Genomic DNA, 17,828 nt, shown 5'->3' on the forward strand with positions numbered 1-17,828 from the left:
GCTCGACTTGCATGTATTAGGCACGCCGCCAGCGTTCGTCCTGAGCCAGGATCAAACTCTCCAATTAAAGTGTTTGATTTGGCTTATTGTTTCTTCATTTCGTCTCCGCTTCCTTCCTATTAACAAATAAGAAGAAAAACGAATTGACGACAGGCTATTTTGTTTAGTTTTCAAGGTTCGATGTGTGTCGCGTTCGAAAGCGACAATGACTAATATACCAAGTTGAAAACCGGAAGTCAACAACTTTTTATTAATCTTTTTAATCGATTGTTTAAATCGATTTTGCTCTCAAAAAGCGACATTAATTAATATACCAACTATAAACTTTATCAGTCAATAGTTATTTTAATCAAATTATTTCGCTTCTCTTTAAAAGCGACTTTATTAATGTATCAACTGAAATAAGAAACGTCAATACATAATCGCAAATCACAACTGCGAATCATTAACTCGAAATCATTCGGTTGCTGATGCGACGTTTATTAATATAGCACGGGGGTTCATGCACCGTCAATAACTTTATTCACACTTCTTCAATATCATTATTTTCGAAAAACTCAGCCTTTATTAATCACCGTTTTCTGTCACATGATAACAACGGTGATATACTTGCTCTCCTTTCGTCTCAAGTAAGTGAGTTTCGACAATACCTTTTTCTACTAAGTATTCTAAAAGGATCGATAAATCTAAAGCATAGTGACTTACTTCAGGATGCAATTTCAAATCGCCAAAAGTCCATGGTTCATCACTTTGACGCATGACATCCAATAAATGTTTTACACTTTGCTCTGCTCTTGAGTGAATTGAAAAGTCACTCGCCAAAATCATAAGCTGTATCCGTTTTTCTACTGGTTCATCACCATCTATTAGTTCTCTATACAATTTGTAAACTTCAGGATCAATGCGTTGGACTTGGTTCCACACCATGTTTTCAGGATGAAAGCCTTTTTCAATAACGGTTAAGCGTGCCAAATAATGTAGAGACCGAATCATTAAACTATTGGCATCTAAATAGTGTTTTGTTTCAAAGAGTTCCTTGCATTCTCGGTATGAACGAACGAGTTTAGCAAATTCAATAACTTTTCGAAGTTTGCGACTTTGTTCAGGGAATTCGCGTAACATGTTCTTCAAATCAGCAACATAGTCATTGCGATCATAGATAATAGATCCTTTCGTCAGCCATTCGACAATCTTCCGATAACCACTCGTGTCAATCCATTCATATAGCAATGGTTCTGATACAACATGCATGGCTGCTTTTTGCTGGTCATTAAATTCATAATGCTTCACATACCAAGGGTCTTGGGCTTCTTTCACAATTACTAATAAAATACAATCAAATTGGTCTGTCACTGAAAGATGACTGTCGTTTTTTTGAAGCATTAATATCCCTAAAGTATTCGCATGACTAGCTCGTTCTTGATAAATAGGTCTTAAAACATTTTCCATCCTATGCTCCTCCTCGAATTTCCTTGTATACTTTAATTCGACAAAACTAAGCAAATTCCTTGTTCATTCACAGATGTGTCAAAAAATAATGCTATACTTCTACTATATGAAAACTTACAATATGAAAAGAATCATCATTTCATTTATAATGGTTATAAATATGATTCGACGAAGGAGTGAAAAGCGTGGCATTAAAATATAGTAATAAAATCAATAAAATACGATCAATTGCTTTAGGTTTAGTATTTGCTGGCATGATCATTATGTATATTGGGTTGTTTTTCCGTGAGACCGAATGGCTTATGCTTTCATTTATGATATTAGGTGTGCTTGCAATCGGTTTGAGTACCGTTATTTATTTCTGGATTGGGATGCTTTCAACACGAGCTGTTCCAGTCGAATGTCCATCATGTGGTAAGCAAACGAAAATGTTAGGGCGCGTTGATGCTTGTATGTTTTGTAAAGAACCACTCACACTAGATAAAGACCTTGAAGGTAAAGAGTTTGATGAGAAATACAATTCTAAACAATATCAAAAAGAACAGGAGAGCTGATTTGAACTCAGCTCTCCTGTTCTTTTTAGACACAAAAAATCGGTCTATTCTCATAGACCGACTAAAATCCTTGTTATTTAGTGGCTCACTTCTGCTTGGCATGCATCACATGTTCCGTAAACTTCCATACGATGATCCGTCACATTGAAGCCTGTCACTTGTTCTGCTAACTGCTCAACTTCGTCTAATGACGGATAATGGAAATCTTCAATCTTCCCACATGAGTTACAAATAATATGATAATGGTCTGACATATTACAATCAAACCGGCTGGATGAATCGCCGTAAGTTAACTCACGGACTAAGCCAATATCTAAAAAGACACGTAAATTATTATAAACCGTTGCAACACTCATGTTAGGAAATTTGCTTTCAAGTGCTTTATAAATCTCGTCCGCAGTTGGATGATTCATTGAGTGCATGAGATATTCCAGCACTGCATGACGTTGTGGCGTAATGCGCACACCTGATGATTTTAATGTTGTTAATGCTTCTTGCATTCTTTCTTCAGTCACCGTCATGCACCTCTCTTTCCAACAAAATAATATTATTACTTTAGAATTCTTATAATTAGTGTAAAACGGTCGGTTTGTTTTTGTCAATTTAATCGTCTTTTGATTTGCTTAAACATCCGTCTTAAGTGGTAATTCTTCTCCACCCATAGCTTGGTTCACATATCGAGCTGCTACGAATAGGAAATCTGATAATCGATTTAAATATTGGACAACTAGTTGATTCTCTAACTCATCTTCTAGCGAAACGACAACTCTTTCAGCTCTTCTAACAATTGTACGAGCTGAATGTAGGGCCGCGGCACTCGGATGGCCTGAAGGTAAAATAAAATTATTAAGTGGTTCTAGCGCTTGATCCCACTCATCAATCTGTTTTTCAAGAACGTCAATATGCTCCTGCTTAAGCTGCCACATGACCTCTTTACCTATTGGCGTTGCAAGCTCAGCTCCAACATGGAAAAGAATTGTTTGTACTTGATGTAATGCATCAATCACACCTTCTCGACCGTCAAACGATGCTTCAGTCAAATGACTTCTTGCAATCCCAACCATTGAGTTGGCCTCATCACAAGTACCATATGCTTCGACGCGAATATCATATTTCTTCACTCGTTTTCCATAAATTAATGACGTCTCACCTTTATCCCCTGATCTTGTGTAAATGCGCATCTTAATACCCCCTGTCTGGATCAATCACGTTTTCAACAAGTTGACCCGATTCTAGATATGACTTCAAATTCGTTTCAAAAATATCAAAAGCACGTGGTTGATAATGTCTTGAAATGCCTGATAAGTGAGGTGTGACCGTACATTGTTCTAAATCCCAAAGCGGTGACTGATCATCTAAAGGCTCTTCCTCAAACACATCTAATACGGCATGGTAGAAATCCCCATCTTTCAGCGACTGAACAATAGCTGATTCATTAACTGTTTGGCCACGCCCCATATTTAAAAAGATAGCCGTTTCTTTCATCGCACTAAATTCTTCTGAATCAAAGTAATGATGCGTTTCGTCTGTTGCAGGTAATATACCAATTACATAGTCCGCTTCAGGCAAGTAATCATGCAACGATTCATTTGGATGACACTCATCAAAATGATCTTTCAACTGACCACTTTGCGATATACCAACTGTTTTCATACGGAAACCTTTGGCTAGTCTTGCAACTTCTTGGCCAATTGCTCCTGTTCCTACTATTAACATCGTTCCGCCCGTGATTTCTGTCATTTTTACTGAACGATCCCATTTATGTTCCTCTTCAAGGTCCATAAGTTTTTTGGCTTGTCGACTTACCTGCAGGATCATAGCAATGACATATTCAGCCATTGGAATGGCATGAATTCCTCGGGCGTTAGTGACCTTGATTCCTTGTGCTTCAATTTGATCAAACGGCATTTTATCCAAGCCAGCTGAAATCACCATAATCCATGACAAACGTTCAGCTTTCACTATATCGTCAGCAATTAAATCTTCACCGTATGTGATCAGAATATCCGCTTCAGATAAATGGTTTCTTGCTTCATCAATCGATTCTTGCCAATTAAAATAAACATCAGGAAACTGTTCTTCGAAATGCGTTTTAATACTCGATTTCACTTTACATGTCGTTAGTACATTCACCATCGTTCTCTCCTTATGTAGAATAGAAGGAACAACTATCTAAGCTGTTCCTTCCTCTGGTTGATTTAAGTTAAGTTTTCTTCAATATATTGCATAGCTTCTTCTACGTGATTCTTAACACGGACTTTACGCCATTCTTTAACGATATTTCCGTCTGGGTCAATGATGAATGTTGACCGTTCAATTCCATAATATTCTTTGCCAAAGTTTTTCTTAAGCTTGTATACATCATATTTCTTAGCGGCTTCATGTTGCTCGTCCGATAATAAAATAAATGGTAAGTCATGTTTTTGAATAAATTTCTCATGACGGTCCAGTGGGTCAGGACTCACACCTAGAATGACTGTGTTTAAATCCTGAAAGTGTTTATAACGATCGCGGAAATCACACGCTTCCGTCGTGCAACCCGGTGTCATATCTTTCGGATAAAAATACAACACAACATTCTTTCCTCTAAAATCTGATAACGAGACTTGTTCACCATGACTGGCTGGCAAGGTAAAATCAGGTGCTGACTGACCAACCTCTGCTGACATCTTTTCATTCCTCCTACAAGAACTTTTACTTTTAGATTACCGAATAATTTGGCTCATGACAAATCAAATTCAAGATTTTAATGATTTTTTCACATTTGTACTACCTAACGAAACAACTTATAAAAGAAAGCTGCCGGGAGCAAAAAGCCAATAAATGCTTCGACCAAAGCAATCGCTCGTCCAATTCCAACTGGTGTAATATCACCATACCCAATGGTCATTAAAGTCACACCACTGAAATAAATCGCGTGAAAAAACCGCTCAATGACTGAACCTACTTGTAACAACTCTCCTTGTAATAAGGTATACCCGATTTCAGCCAAACTAAAATAGATTAAGGCAAAACTGAGCATTAAAATGACATAAAGCGCAATAAAAGCAGAGAATAACTCGCGTGAAAAGGATCCCCGCATATCTTGATAATAACGCATAAACGTATATAGACTACTTGATAAAATCGTCATGACAAGAACTAATGTAACGAGATGAATGATTCACACCTCTCTTTACGTTTGGCTTAATTATTCATATGATACAAAAGGACAAACCATGAAACGATACACGGTTTATATGATAAAATATTTATAGAATATGGAAGTTGGAGGCACTAAAATGAATCGAACAACATCAGAACAATTATACGAAGAAGCAGAAGATTTAATCGTCGGCGGTGTTAATTCACCATCTAGAGCATTCAAAGGTGTTGGTGGAGGTACACCTGTTTTTATGGACCATGGTAAAGGTGCTCATTTCACCGATGTAGATGGGAATCATTATATTGATTATTTAGGAGCATACGGCCCAATTATCACAGGGCACGCACATCCACATATTACTCAAGCGATTCAACACGCTGCAGAAAATGGTGTCTTATATGGCACACCAACAAAACTCGAAAATCAATTTGCCCGTATGTTAACCAGCGCTATTCCCTCATTAGAAAAAGTCAGATTTGTAAATTCAGGTACTGAAGCGGTAATGACCACGATTCGAGTTGCGAGGGCCTATACTAACCGTCGCAAAATCATTAAATTTTCTGGTTGCTATCACGGCCATTCTGATCTCGTCTTAGTCGCTGCTGGTTCAGGCCCCTCTACATTAGGAAGCCCTGATTCAGCTGGTGTTACCCGTAATATTGCTGAAGAAGTCATTACGGTTCCTTTCAATGAAACAGAATCTCTAAAACAGGCACTCGAAACGTATGGTGATGATATTGCAGCTGTATTAATTGAACCGATTGTCGGAAATTTCGGCTTAGTTGAACCAAAACCAGGATTTTTAGAATCGGTTAAGGCATTAACACACGATAATGGTAGCTTGTTAATTTTTGATGAAGTCATTTCCGCCTTCCGTTTTCATTATGGTAGTGCGCAAGAAATGACAGGTGTAGAAGCTGATATGACGGCGATGGGCAAAATCATCGGTGGTGGCTTGCCAATCGGAGCATATGGTGGCAGGGTCGATATCATGGAGCAAGTAGCGCCACTCGGTCCAGCCTATCAAGCTGGTACCATGTCAGGAAATCCTGCGTCCATGGCTGCAGGGATTGCTTGTTTAGAAGTCTTACAACAAGATGGTGTCTATGACGAAATGGACAGACTTGGCGAAAAACTCGAAAAAGGTATTTTAAAACATGCTGAATCATATGGACTTCCAGTGAAAATCAATCGTCTTAAAGGTATGCTAACGGTCTATTTCTCTGAACACGACGTCACGAACTACGATGAGGCTGAAGCAACGAACGGTGAACAGTTCGCAGAGTTTTTCCATCTGATGCTTGAACAAGGCATTAACCTTGCACCATCTAAATTCGAAGCCTGGTTCTTAACAACAGCTCACACTGACGATGACATCGACCAAACCTTAATAGCTATCGAAAAATCATTTAAACAAATGGCACAGAAAGCCGTTTAAATCGTAGAAAATATTAATTTAAAAAATATTCAAAAAACGGTTGTTATTTAAAACTAATATGCTAAAATATAGATAATTCAGAATTTTTGGATTACCCCTTATCTAAGGAACATGATGTTATGAAACTCCCTTCCTTTCTGGTTTTACCAGATTTCAGCTCCCGGTATATGTTGCGGGAGCTCTTTTTTTGTTATGATAGGTTTATCTTCTCAGCACATATGTCACAATATTAAACTTTAACCGTAAATTAGCTCATACTTAGAAAGGAAGATTAAATCATGCGCGTGGGTGCAAGAGCGTTTAAAACAGGCGTTGCTACAGCAGTTGCTTTTTATGTGTCACTAGCCTTTGGTTTAGAAGCTGGTTTATTCGCTGCTGCTATTGCTGCCGTTTCCTCCATTCAACCGTCAATCTATCGTTCTGTACAAACGATTGTTGAACAAATCCAAGCCAATATTCTTGGTGTCGCATTAGGTATTATTCTTGTTTTAACAGTTGGTAATGAACCGTTTATCATTGGCTTTGCAATCGTGACTGTGATCGCCATCTGTATTCAATTACGAATGAAAGAAGACACGACATTCATCGCGATTATCGCAGTTATTGCCATCATGGATACAACACAGATGCCTTTCTTCGAATTCGCGGGCGTCCGTTTCAGTTCGATTTCAATCGGAATTCTGTCTGCATTCTTAGTTAACCTAGCATTTTTACCGCCAAAGTACGAAACTAAATTATTTGAAGATATCAATCATACAACATCCGATATTTTACAATGGATTCGTGTGACAACACGTCACTTATCTGACCAACCTGCACTTAAGAAAGAGATTAATCGTCTGGGGAATGATTTATCTAGTGTTGAGCAGACCTATAATCTATTTTCGGAAGAACGTACGTATTCACAAAAACGCTGGTACGAGCGCGCTCGGAAACTTGTTTTATTTCGACAATTAATTCATACTTCAAATAAATCATTTCAGGTTCTAAATACTTTACATCGTATGGATGATGATATTGAGAACATCCCTAGAAAGATTAACGAACAAGTTATTGAAGAAGTCGACAAGACATTACACACACATGAAAAACTGATCCTTATGTATTTAGGAAGAATTCGTAAAAAAGAAACCGATCCATTAGAAAAAATCTCAGAACCAGATATACCAGCGCTCGTCGACCAACTTCTCACAGTTTACGAAGAAGACGACGAAGACCGTTTGAAACTATTACCCCTAGCCTCTACTCTAATGGATTATCATCACGAATTATTGCGTCTTAAACGTTTATTGAGCAGTTACCAAACTAGTTCACATAACTAAAATTAAAACCGCTTAGCTGATTATAGAATAATCAGCTAAGCGGTTTTTTGAATTCGGATTATCTTGCTTAGTTATTAGATAATCAGATCCATTAATGAGATAAGTGCATGCACTTATCTCATTAATCACCTTATTTATTTAATAAATTTACTGTCACTTCAATTTTCATCGATTAATCGTTGTTTCATTGTCCCTTTTAAACCTTCAAGTTTTTGCTTGAATTGTTTTAAATCTCCCTCTAAATCCTGAACATCACCATAGCGAACTTGTTCATAAACACGAATAGTCGCATAGTCGATTTCTTGGGCTATACCTAACCGCTTCAACCACTCATATGTCGTTTCAAATTGATATCGACCTATGTCATGTTTAGCTGCCCATTTTTCTAAATCAAAATAAGCTCTACGAATTTCATGTTCAGGTGGGGTAACTTTTTCTTTACGCTTAAACCATTTGCGATGATTGATTTTTTCTTTATCCACTTGCTCATCATATTGATGACGGATTTGATCTTGTTGTGCCAATAATTTTCGACGGTACACGATATAACCCATAATTGCAGCCACGATCATGGCTACTATGACAACATAGATCAAATAGTCAAAGACTACCGCAGCAACGGAAGAATCCTGATTAGATTCCATTTCGCCAAAATCAGTTGGGGGCTCACCACTATTTTCATCTTCAACTTCAGGTGGCTCGATATTAATTCCACCGACAAAGTTGAGCAAAGGGCTTACCGCCCAGGAAAAAGCATACAATGCCCAGTAAATAACCGTGTTGATGACAAATTTAATATATGGAAACAAGGTATAGCTTAACCAAGTCAGACCACCCAACGTTCCTAAACTCGCTAAAATGACTAATAACTTCTTCTTCGTTGATTCGCTCCTGGTCTGTTCATCACGCATGTAAAAGTAACCTAAGCGACCTGCCAACCAGACGAAGACTTGGACGACAAATAAACCTAAATAATAGGCCGAAAAGCCATCTGACGTTGAGGCTTGCACCATATAGGCTACAATCGCTAATAAAAATGTGATCACTAACACAACTGCTTCAGTATCCTGATCAGGCTTAATATAACGATTTTCCATACGGATGGTTAAAAATCCAGCTAAAATAATCCCCAAAATAATATGGAAACCAAACATAAAACTGATCGCAAGCAAAATTGGAAAAGCTGCATAAACCGCTTTATGACCGCCTATTTTATTTAAAACAATAGCACATAACGGCGCAATCACAAGTGCTATAATTAAAAATTCGATTAATGGTGGGTAAATTTGCAGTGCAATGTAATTGTAGGCTAACACTAGCCATAATGGAAATAGTTCTAATACATATTGATACCAACGCAAATACTTCAAGGAGAAATCAGCCATGCATAGCCACCTCCCCTTGGTAGGTCTTATGAAGCCCTTCTTCGTTTAAGAAGTATAGGGCAGAACCTCTTCTTTCAAGCCGTTTTAAATAGGCGAGTTGAGAAGCCCTAACATGACCAACATGAATGATGTATGCAGGTGGTGATTCATGTTTATCAACAAAATGTAGTAAGCGTTCATACTTAGCCGTGAATGTCAGTAACTTCAAACGTGCTAAAAGTTCAAGTGACCGTTGATAATGTTTCTGCCCTTCTCCTTCAAGTAAGTGCATGAAAGGAATTTGATCAATCGATGAAACATTGATAAATAATCGATAAGGAATCTGATGCGTTGTCGCGTAGTGCATCATATAAGCCGTTTTTTCCAGCAAATGCTCAATGTTTTCATGAACACCGCGACCATATTCGTCGTGTATATTGACTAAAAAGCACCAAGAAATTTGACTTGCTTTCTCGAAGACTTTGGTTTGAAGATTTCCTTCCTTAGCAGATGCTTTCCAATGAATACGATTAAATGCATCGCCCGGTTCATAGTCTCTTGTACCAACTGGCAAGGTATGATCATCAAACAAGGAATGATTCGCACGGTGATAGCCCATCCGCTTCGGGGCCATTAAATCGATATTAGCAACAGCTGACTTTTTTGGATAAACGATAACCTCCTGTTTAAATCTTGTCAGACTTCGCATAAAGATTGATCCAAATCCAAACATATTAGGTGCTTTGATTTCTACATGATGAATTCGTGCAACACCACGTTTTTCCGTTGAATAAGGAATTTTAAATGTTCGCTTTTCCCAGAACATCAGATTAAAAGCCTGTTGAAAAGTTGTTGCGTAACGTCTACGAACATGACGCCCTTCTTCAAAACGAACAATATCATCCATTTCAACCGTTAATATAGCGTTAAATAGAGGTAATATACCTTTCTGTTCAATCGTTACTTCTAATTCTCCTTGATCGCCCTGATAATGCCTAATATTAGCACGAGGAAATTCAATACTTAGATAATCATCAACATGTTTTTCATAAAATACGCTCATGCCATATAGCAACATAACTAAAATAGCTAACAACACAAGCATATATATTTGCTCGAAACTAATAAAAAAAGCAGCAAATAATATAAACGTCCCAATCAAGACAAGTGTCGGGAAAGTTTTGTTATCCTGCGAATACTTTTGAAACGTCATGACGATGTAACTCCATATTCAGCTGGTACTTCTACTGTTTCTAACGCTTCACGTAACACCTCATCCTGTGACTTTAAGGTTGCTCCGTCTAAACTTAAGACTAAACGGTGCGGTAAGACATAAGGTGCCATCGTTTTGACATCATCAGGTGTAACATAATTCCGTCCTTGAATGACCGCACGACCTTGTGCAGCACGCATGAAGGCTAAGGTTCCACGTGGACTCACCCCAACGTCGATATCTTGATGCTCGCGTGTCGCGCGAACGATTGAAAGAATATACGCTTCAACATCTTCAGAAACGTGAATGGCTTTCACCTCTTCTTGAAACTTTGTTAACATATCATTTGTTAAAATCGCTTGTAACGCATCGAGTGGATTCGTCTCTTTATGCTCACGCATCATCCGTTTTTCATCTGCAAACGAAGGATAACCAAGGTCCAATTTCATGAAAAAACGATCCATTTGCGCTTCCGGTAAATCAAATGTCCCTTGCTGTGATTCCACGGGGTTTTGCGTAGCGATTACGATAAACGGTTGGGGAATATTGACCGTTTCGCCATCAATCGTCACTTGCTTTTCTTCCATTACTTCAAGTAAAGATGATTGCGTACGCGGTGTAGCACGGTTGATTTCATCAGCTAAAAGCACGTTTGTTAAAACAGGTCCCACACGCATTTCAAACTGCTGATCTTTCGGATTAAAATACTGAATTCCTGTCACATCTGATGGTAAGACATCTGGCGTGAATTGAATTCGTTGAAAATCACCCTCAACTGATTTCGCTAGGGCTTTTGCGAGCATCGTTTTACCAGTACCAGGCACACTTTCTAAGAGCACATGTCCTTGGTTTAAAAATGCGTTCATTAATAACTCAATCGTCTCATCCTTACCCATGATTACCTGACCAATTTGTTCTTTAATTTTATGTATCTCTTGTTCAATTGCCATATTGAATCCTCCCTGTCACAATCATCATATTTTTCAGACTAATTATATTACAAAAATACTTTAACATAAAAATGGATATGAATCATTATTCATTCGTTAATTAATCCATATTTTTCTAAAAACTACGCTTTGATACGAAGGTAGTTAACTAACTTAAGGTAGGCTCTTTGCGTATGATATGTATTCTTAACACTCCGCCACAGCCCGTTGTTAAAATTGTGATCCGCTAACGGTGGACGCTTTCCGCAGGCACGGCTCGAGCCAGGCAACTTCATCGAATAAGCTTCTTTGTTACTTGCACCGAGGAAGCCTACTTCGAAGCATTACTAGAAGACGCAGGTGCATCCTCGGCAGTTAAAGGAACTTCGGCTAAGTTCCGGACGTCAATCACAAACGCCGAAGTGACCCACATCCTGTGGCCCTCTGGGGGTCTCGAGACTCGTGCTGTTCCTGTGACGGCCCGGACGGCCTAATGTCGACGTTGGTCACAGGACGTGACCGCTTTTAGTCGACCAGGAGTCGCCACCTTCGCTCCTCACAATTTAACAACTAAATGCTTAACAAAAGAATGATCAACACGATATTTTATAAAGAAAACCTGACTATATCATCATATAGTCAGGTCCTTCTAATCAAACATGATTGACTTCATGCTGGTCTAACTCTTGTACAGTGAATAAATTATAATATAAACCTCGTTGTTGCATTAATTCTTCGTGTGTTCCTTCTTCTTTGATCTCTCCATCATTCATTAAAATGATTCGGTCGGCATGTGTAATCGTAGATAAACGGTGAGCAACAACAAAGGTTGTCCGACTATCGGATAATGTTGACATCGCTTCTTGAATCAAGTGTTCACTTTCCAAATCAAGTGCTGAGGTTGCTTCGTCTAAAATTAATAATGGTGGATTTTTCAAGAAGACACGTGCAATAGCGACACGTTGCTTTTGACCACCAGACAATTTCACTCCGCGCTCACCAACTAATGTATTATAGCCATTTGGAAATTCCATGATAAACTCATGGGCATTGGCAGCTTTAGCCGCTTGAATAACCTCTTCATTTGTCGCATCTGGATTTCCCATGCGGATATTCATTTCAATCGAATCACTGAAAAGAATACTATCTTGTAAAACCATTCCGATTTTATCACGTAATGAACGAGCTTGAAGATCGCGGACATCATAACCATCGATTTTAACCGCGCCATCGACCACATCATAAAAACGAGGGATCAAACTAACAAGCGTTGACTTACCGCCCCCACTCATTCCTACAAGTGCAACGGTCTCACCTTTCTTAACCGATAGATCAACATTTTTAAGAACTAATTCCTCTTCATCATCATACTTAAATGACACATTTTCAAACGTGACGTCACCATGAACTGATTCCAATTTTTTAGCATTTGGTCGGTCGACTATGTCATATTCTTCGTCCATAAACTCAAAGACACGGTCCATTGAAGCGTGTGCTTGTGTAAGTTGAGTCATGCTATTCACTAGACGACGCAGTGGATTATACACACGTTGCATATACTGAACAAACGCGACCATAACACCAATCGTTACAGCGCCTTCTAACACAAAATAACCGCCTAATCCTAAGACAACTAATGGCGCTAAATCCGTAATTGTATGAGTGACGGCGTATGATTTAGCGTTCCAGTTCGTAAATCGCAGCGCTCGATCTAAATATTTTCCGTTATGTTCGTCAAATTCATTTTGAGCATGATCCTCTAAGGCAAAACCACGAATAACTGGCATCCCCTGCACACGCTCGTGTAAGTGTCCTTGTACTTCAGCTAACGCCTGTGAACGATCACGGGTTAACTCTCGCAGTCTAGAATAAAAATACTTCACTGAAAAACCATAAACCGGGAATAACACAATAGCTGTAAGCGTTAATAGAGGATCAAGGTAGGTCATAATGCCAAGCGCAATTAATATCGTTCCCATATCAAGCCAAATATTCATTAGACCTGTTACCACAAATGTTTTGGTCTGCTCTACGTCATGAATCACACGTGAAATAATTTCACCCGTTTTAGTTTTTGAATAAAATTTCAAACTTAAACGTTGTATATGGTCGAATAAATGATCACGAATGTCATATAAAATTTTACTACTCACATACTGCGCTAAATATTGTCGGAAATATTCGATCGGCGGACGTAAAACTAAAAAGACAAAGAAAGCAATTCCCATAATCCAAACCAATTTGTCTATTTGCTCAGCTGTTGTTAAATCATCTGCACGTAAAATATCATCAATCACATACATCGTGATCAGCGGCATAATTAAAGGTATACCAAACTTTAAAATACCGACTAATATGGTTAACGCTATTTTCCATTTATAAGGCTTTACAAACTGCAAATAACGTTTAATACTATCCAATTTCTTGTCACCTTCTTTCGTTGCCTAACAAATAAAAGACACTTGTCATAGGACAAGCGTTCTACGTTACGATTGTTATTTCACTGATTACTTGTAATTTCTACGATAATAATCATACCATTTTTCCACAAACGCCGCATCGAAAGGCCCTTTTCTTCCTTGTACCCATTGTTCTAATATCTGCAATTGTTTATACAAGATTTGTTGTAAAACATCAGGATAATTCATTTTCTTACGGTGAATATCATATTCATCTTCATCTAAAATCTTATAAGAGCCATCAGCAAATACTTTAATATCTAAATCATAATCAATATATTTCAACGCTTCATGATCGACCACATATGGTGAACTGATATTACAATAATAATAAATGCCATCTTGTCGCATCATGGAAATGATATTAAACCAATAATCTGTTGTGAAATAAGTTATAGCAGGCTCACGCGTTCGCCACGTGCGACCATCACTTTCAGTTACTTTCACACGATCGTTGCCACCGATTAAGGTTGTTTCATCGCTATGTAAAACGATTGTTTTTTCCCAAACACGGTGCAATGAGCCGTTATGTTTATAGCTGCGAATTTCGATTTCATCTCCGTCTTCAGGAATCATCATCGCTAACCCTTCCTTCTTTATTTACTTTCATTGACAACGTCATTCCAATATCGACATTGTACCATATCAATCGACTGAATTCGATTATGTTGCGTGAAAATAAAGAAGAAGCACTCCATATACCAGGAGTGCTTCTTCCCACATGATGCATGATTAAATCATGTCATTATTGGTTTTTTTGGTTTTGCTGATTTTGCTGCTGTTTCTTTTGTTGAGATTGCTGATTTTGACGCTTCACTTCTTGCGCGTCTGTCTCAGAAGCAAATTCTTGCTGAAATTGACCTTGTTGAGCTTGCTGAGATTGTTGATTTTGTTGCTTAACTTGTTGTGCGTTAGTTTGCGCAGCTTGCTGGTTTGGTTGTTGCTGCGCTTGACGTTGGTTCTTCTTAGCCATTGATATCACCTCCGCATTGATTAATCTAACCAAATTAGCGGTGTGTTATCCAAAATATCATTTCCAAAAAAATCTAATTTCAAATCAGCTTATTGAGCACCTTTTGTTGTACATTCGGTAATGGATAAGTTCTAATTAACTCATCATCAACCCATTCACCATTTAAATTCGGACGGTCTTGATCAATGATTTCAGCCTCTAATATGTCGACTTCCCATATAACATGTGAAAACACATGTTTAACTCGTCCAAGATGAGATGTTAACGTAATTGATACACCGTAATGTTCTTTAAACCAATTAATTAATGATGTTTCAGTAAATTTTTCTTGAGAATATAATGGAAATTGCCAAAGACCGGCTAACAATCCATCATCAGGTCGTTTTTCGATCAAATAATTTCCCGTGTTATCACGTAAAATAAGAGTAAAGTAAGTTTCCTGCTTTTGTTTTTTCGCCTTTGTTTTAACAGGAAGTTCAGTTTGGATTCCTTTAGCATAGGCTTGGCAATGTGATTGGACAGGACACTGATCACATCTCGGGTTTTTAGGTTGGCAAATTAATGCTCCTAATTCCATTAATCCTTGATTAAAAGCTGAAGGATCTTCCTCTGAAATAATGTCACGAATTATATCTTCAAATACCGTTTTTGTTTTCGGCTTAGCAATATCTTCATCAATCTCTAAAACACGTGACATCACACGCATAACATTGCCATCAACTGCAGGTTCTGGTTGATTAAACGCAATACTTAAAATCGCACCTTGCGTATAAGAACCGACGCCTTTTAATTTTTTCAATTCTTTTTTATCACTTGGTACTTGCCCGTTATATGTAGACACTACTTCTTTTACAGCATCATGAAGGTTGCGGGCACGTGAGTAATAACCTAACCCTTCCCACGCCTTTAACACATCTTGTTGGTCTGCATGAGCCAGTTCATACACAGTCGGATAATGATTCATGAAATGTTTAAAATAAGGGATAACTGTGTCGACCTGTGTCTGCTGTAACATAATTTCTGAGACCCAAATATGATAAGGATCTTGTGTTCGGCGCCAAGGTAAATCCCGCTTCTGATCGTAGTACCAGTTAATCAAATCATTTCTGAATGCTTGACCATCAAATAAAACGGGTATGGATATAGAGGATTTATTAGACATACTTATCACCTAACTTATTCTAAGGAGGTATAAACCATTGGATACGGCAACCCACATCACTATGGGCGTCGCCATCGGTGGGTTGGCTACAATCGACCCCGCCGTTGAACAAAACCCTGAGCTATTTCACGCCGTTTTTATTGGGGCCATCATTGGTTCACATGCTCCTGATTTTGATACATTTTTTAAATTTAAAGATAATGCCACATATATACGCCATCACCGTGGATCATCGCATTCTCCATTAGCTGTTTTATTATGGAGTTTGATTGTATCGTTACCATTATTTCTAATCTTCCAAGATGCATCATTCAGCCATCTTTGGGGTTGGATTTTATTATCCGTCATACTTCATGTGTTTGTCGATATATTTAATGCATATGGAACTCAAGCGTTAAAGCCTTTTGTGAATAAATGGATAGCGCTTGGCTGGATCAGTACATTTGATCCGTATATATTTGGCTTATTTTCAGCTGGAGCCATTGCCTGGTTACTAGGAGCGGACCCTGTCATTACCTACGGGGCAATATTTTTTGTCGTTTTCTTATACTATATTAAACGATTTCTTGATAAAAAAGAAATCACCGATATTTTACAGAAGCATTTCCCAAGTGCGACGAAAATCATCACACAGCCTACTATTAGACATAATGAATGGCGTGTTGTTATTGAGACACCTAAATTTTATTTTGTTGCCGATTATGATCACGGTCATATCGACATCAAGGACACCTTTGAAAAACGGGATTTCCCAGATTCAACTGAAATGAATGCAGCCTTTCAAGATGATAACGTTAAATCGTTTAGAAATTTCTCACCCGTTTATCGGTATGAGATTGAACGTCATGATGATTATACTGAAATTCGCTTTATCGATTTACGCTATCGCACAGACGGCCATTATCCATTCGTCGCTGTCGTCACGTTAGATAAGTTCTATAATATTTTAACATCTTATACGGGTTGGATTTATTCCGAAGAGAAATTACAAAAAAAACTTGAATCGCTGACTTAAAATGAACCAGTCAAAGTAATTTTGGCTGGTTTTTATTCGGTTTGTTTAAGCCCGTTGTTGATATTGTGATCCGCTTTCGGCGGACGCTTTCCGCAGGCACGGCTCGAGCCTCCTCGGCAACTAAAGGAACTGCCGGACGTCAATCACAAACGCCGAAGTGACCCACATCCTGTGGCCCTCTGAGGGTCTCGAGACGCGTGCTGTTCCCACAGGAGTCGCCGCCTTCGCTCCTCACAATTCAACAACTAAGTGCTAAACTACTTAATAATCAACACTAAGCTTTACAAAGCGTATAACTAATTAGTATTTAGGTAGCTCATTCCACTATAATTTAATTAACTGCAAATGAATTTCAAAACTGTTCACTTTCAGAAAAAAACTGACAACCAATTATAGGTCATCAGTTTAAATAATTAATCTAACCGATCGATTAAGAGTGCGATTGGGAGAGCTTCTTCTTCGTTTACAACTTCGTCCTGTTTTGTTTTTCTTGTTCCCCAAGCAAAAACGCCATTCATATAAGCAATCTCAAATTTTTCCGATGGTGAGCCATTGATTTCATAAACTTGGCCACGACGATATTCACGTGGGTTCAGCATGTATGATTTAGCCATCACGATTTTCCGTTGATGGACGGCGTATTCATTGACCATCCCAAGTTGTTCAGCTTTCTGTGCTTTTTCTGTTAAGTCAGCAATTTCTTCGCGTAATTGCTCGACAGTATATTGACTATAGCGACGTTGCATGACAATTCTCCTTTCAACTTCATTTACATCTTATCAAATTCAAGGCATAATAAAAATAC

The 17,828-nt window shown here is 38.3% G+C and carries 18 protein-coding genes and 1 rRNA gene; 4 read left to right on the forward strand and 15 right to left on the reverse strand.

Annotation, left to right across the window (positions count from 1 at the left end):
* Together FHR85_RS04550 and FHR85_RS04555 are read right to left on the reverse strand one after the other, a co-directional pair.
* A 16S ribosomal RNA gene (locus FHR85_RS04550) occupies positions 1 to 67 on the reverse strand; the annotation flags it as partial.
* A gap of 500 nt (positions 68 to 567) precedes the next feature.
* Positions 568 to 1,449, reverse strand: coding sequence for a nucleotidyltransferase-like protein (locus tag FHR85_RS04555; RefSeq protein ID WP_167261564.1), 882 nt, complete (start codon positions 1,447 to 1,449; stop codon positions 568 to 570).
* Between the two features lie 185 nt (positions 1,450 to 1,634).
* On the opposite strand from FHR85_RS04555, the gene FHR85_RS04560 reads away from it, so the two are divergent.
* On the forward strand, positions 1,635 to 2,003 hold the full coding sequence (locus FHR85_RS04560) for a YgzB family protein (RefSeq protein WP_167261566.1): 369 nt from the start codon (positions 1,635 to 1,637) through the stop codon (positions 2,001 to 2,003).
* A 77-nt stretch (positions 2,004 to 2,080) separates the two neighbouring features.
* Here the strand turns inward: FHR85_RS04560 and perR are convergent, their stop codons facing one another.
* From perR to FHR85_RS04585, 5 genes are all read right to left on the reverse strand, one after another.
* Positions 2,081 to 2,524 carry a peroxide-responsive transcriptional repressor PerR gene (perR, locus tag FHR85_RS04565; protein ID WP_167261568.1) on the reverse strand — a complete coding sequence of 148 codons (444 nt, stop codon included), beginning with the start codon at positions 2,522 to 2,524 and terminating at the stop codon, positions 2,081 to 2,083.
* A gap of 102 nt (positions 2,525 to 2,626) precedes the next feature.
* The gene (locus FHR85_RS04570; RefSeq protein WP_167261570.1) at positions 2,627 to 3,184 is read right to left on the reverse strand and encodes a cob(I)yrinic acid a,c-diamide adenosyltransferase; all 558 of its coding nucleotides are present in this window, start codon (positions 3,182 to 3,184) and stop codon (positions 2,627 to 2,629) included.
* A 1-nt stretch (position 3,185) separates the two neighbouring features.
* Positions 3,186 to 4,139, reverse strand: coding sequence for a D-2-hydroxyacid dehydrogenase (locus FHR85_RS04575; protein ID WP_208379607.1), 954 nt, complete (start codon positions 4,137 to 4,139; stop codon positions 3,186 to 3,188).
* Between the two features lie 62 nt (positions 4,140 to 4,201).
* Positions 4,202 to 4,672, reverse strand: coding sequence for a thioredoxin-dependent thiol peroxidase (bcp, locus tag FHR85_RS04580; RefSeq protein ID WP_167261572.1), 471 nt, complete (start codon positions 4,670 to 4,672; stop codon positions 4,202 to 4,204).
* Between the two features lie 104 nt (positions 4,673 to 4,776).
* The gene (locus FHR85_RS04585; RefSeq protein ID WP_167261575.1) at positions 4,777 to 5,136 is read right to left on the reverse strand and encodes a potassium channel family protein; all 360 of its coding nucleotides are present in this window, start codon (positions 5,134 to 5,136) and stop codon (positions 4,777 to 4,779) included.
* Between the two features lie 148 nt (positions 5,137 to 5,284).
* On the opposite strand from FHR85_RS04585, the gene FHR85_RS04590 reads away from it, so the two are divergent.
* Both FHR85_RS04590 and FHR85_RS04595 read left to right on the forward strand, forming a co-directional pair.
* Entirely contained in the window at positions 5,285 to 6,586 is a 1,302-nt protein-coding gene (locus FHR85_RS04590; RefSeq protein WP_167261577.1) for a glutamate-1-semialdehyde 2,1-aminomutase, read from the forward strand.
* A 278-nt stretch (positions 6,587 to 6,864) separates the two neighbouring features.
* Positions 6,865 to 7,908 carry an FUSC family protein gene (locus FHR85_RS04595; RefSeq protein WP_167261578.1) on the forward strand — a complete coding sequence of 348 codons (1,044 nt, stop codon included), beginning with the start codon at positions 6,865 to 6,867 and terminating at the stop codon, positions 7,906 to 7,908.
* 158 nt (positions 7,909 to 8,066) lie between these two features.
* Here the strand turns inward: FHR85_RS04595 and FHR85_RS04600 are convergent, their stop codons facing one another.
* From FHR85_RS04600 to mutY, 7 genes are all read right to left on the reverse strand, one after another.
* Positions 8,067 to 9,293 carry a DUF4129 domain-containing protein gene (locus tag FHR85_RS04600; protein WP_167261580.1) on the reverse strand — a complete coding sequence of 409 codons (1,227 nt, stop codon included), beginning with the start codon at positions 9,291 to 9,293 and terminating at the stop codon, positions 8,067 to 8,069.
* A complete protein-coding gene (locus FHR85_RS04605; RefSeq protein ID WP_167261582.1) occupies positions 9,286 to 10,485 on the reverse strand; it encodes a DUF58 domain-containing protein in 1,200 nt (399 codons plus the stop codon). Before FHR85_RS04605 ends, FHR85_RS04600 begins: the two co-directional genes overlap by 8 nt.
* A complete protein-coding gene (locus FHR85_RS04610) occupies positions 10,482 to 11,435 on the reverse strand; it encodes an AAA family ATPase (RefSeq protein WP_167261584.1) in 954 nt (317 codons plus the stop codon). The genes FHR85_RS04605 and FHR85_RS04610 overlap by 4 nt, the downstream gene beginning before the upstream one ends.
* A gap of 632 nt (positions 11,436 to 12,067) precedes the next feature.
* Entirely contained in the window at positions 12,068 to 13,834 is a 1,767-nt protein-coding gene (locus tag FHR85_RS04615) for an ABC transporter ATP-binding protein (RefSeq protein ID WP_167261586.1), read from the reverse strand.
* Between the two features lie 87 nt (positions 13,835 to 13,921).
* Complete coding sequence (gene ntdP / locus FHR85_RS04620; protein ID WP_167261588.1) at positions 13,922 to 14,452, reverse strand: nucleoside tri-diphosphate phosphatase; 531 nt, start codon at positions 14,450 to 14,452, stop codon at positions 13,922 to 13,924.
* Positions 14,453 to 14,618: 166 nt separating this feature from the next.
* Positions 14,619 to 14,846: a gamma-type small acid-soluble spore protein gene (locus FHR85_RS04625; RefSeq protein WP_167261593.1), complete on the reverse strand. Its 228-nt coding sequence runs from the start codon at positions 14,844 to 14,846 to the stop codon at positions 14,619 to 14,621.
* A gap of 79 nt (positions 14,847 to 14,925) precedes the next feature.
* Entirely contained in the window at positions 14,926 to 16,008 is a 1,083-nt protein-coding gene (gene mutY, locus FHR85_RS04630; protein ID WP_167261595.1) for an A/G-specific adenine glycosylase, read from the reverse strand.
* A 37-nt stretch (positions 16,009 to 16,045) separates the two neighbouring features.
* On the opposite strand from mutY, the gene FHR85_RS04635 reads away from it, so the two are divergent.
* Positions 16,046 to 17,023, forward strand: a complete 978-nt coding sequence (locus FHR85_RS04635) for a metal-dependent hydrolase (protein WP_167261597.1) — start codon at positions 16,046 to 16,048, stop codon at positions 17,021 to 17,023.
* A gap of 413 nt (positions 17,024 to 17,436) precedes the next feature.
* On the opposite strand, the gene FHR85_RS04640 is transcribed toward FHR85_RS04635, so the two are convergent.
* Complete coding sequence (locus tag FHR85_RS04640; protein ID WP_167261599.1) at positions 17,437 to 17,769, reverse strand: YfhH family protein; 333 nt, start codon at positions 17,767 to 17,769, stop codon at positions 17,437 to 17,439.
* Between the last annotated feature and the right edge of the window lie 59 nt (positions 17,770 to 17,828).

Origin of the sequence: Alkalibacillus almallahensis, from assembly GCF_011761495.1 — a bacterium.
In the GTDB taxonomy this organism is placed as follows: Bacteria; Bacillota; Bacilli; order Bacillales; family Alkalibacillaceae; genus Alkalibacillus; species Alkalibacillus almallahensis.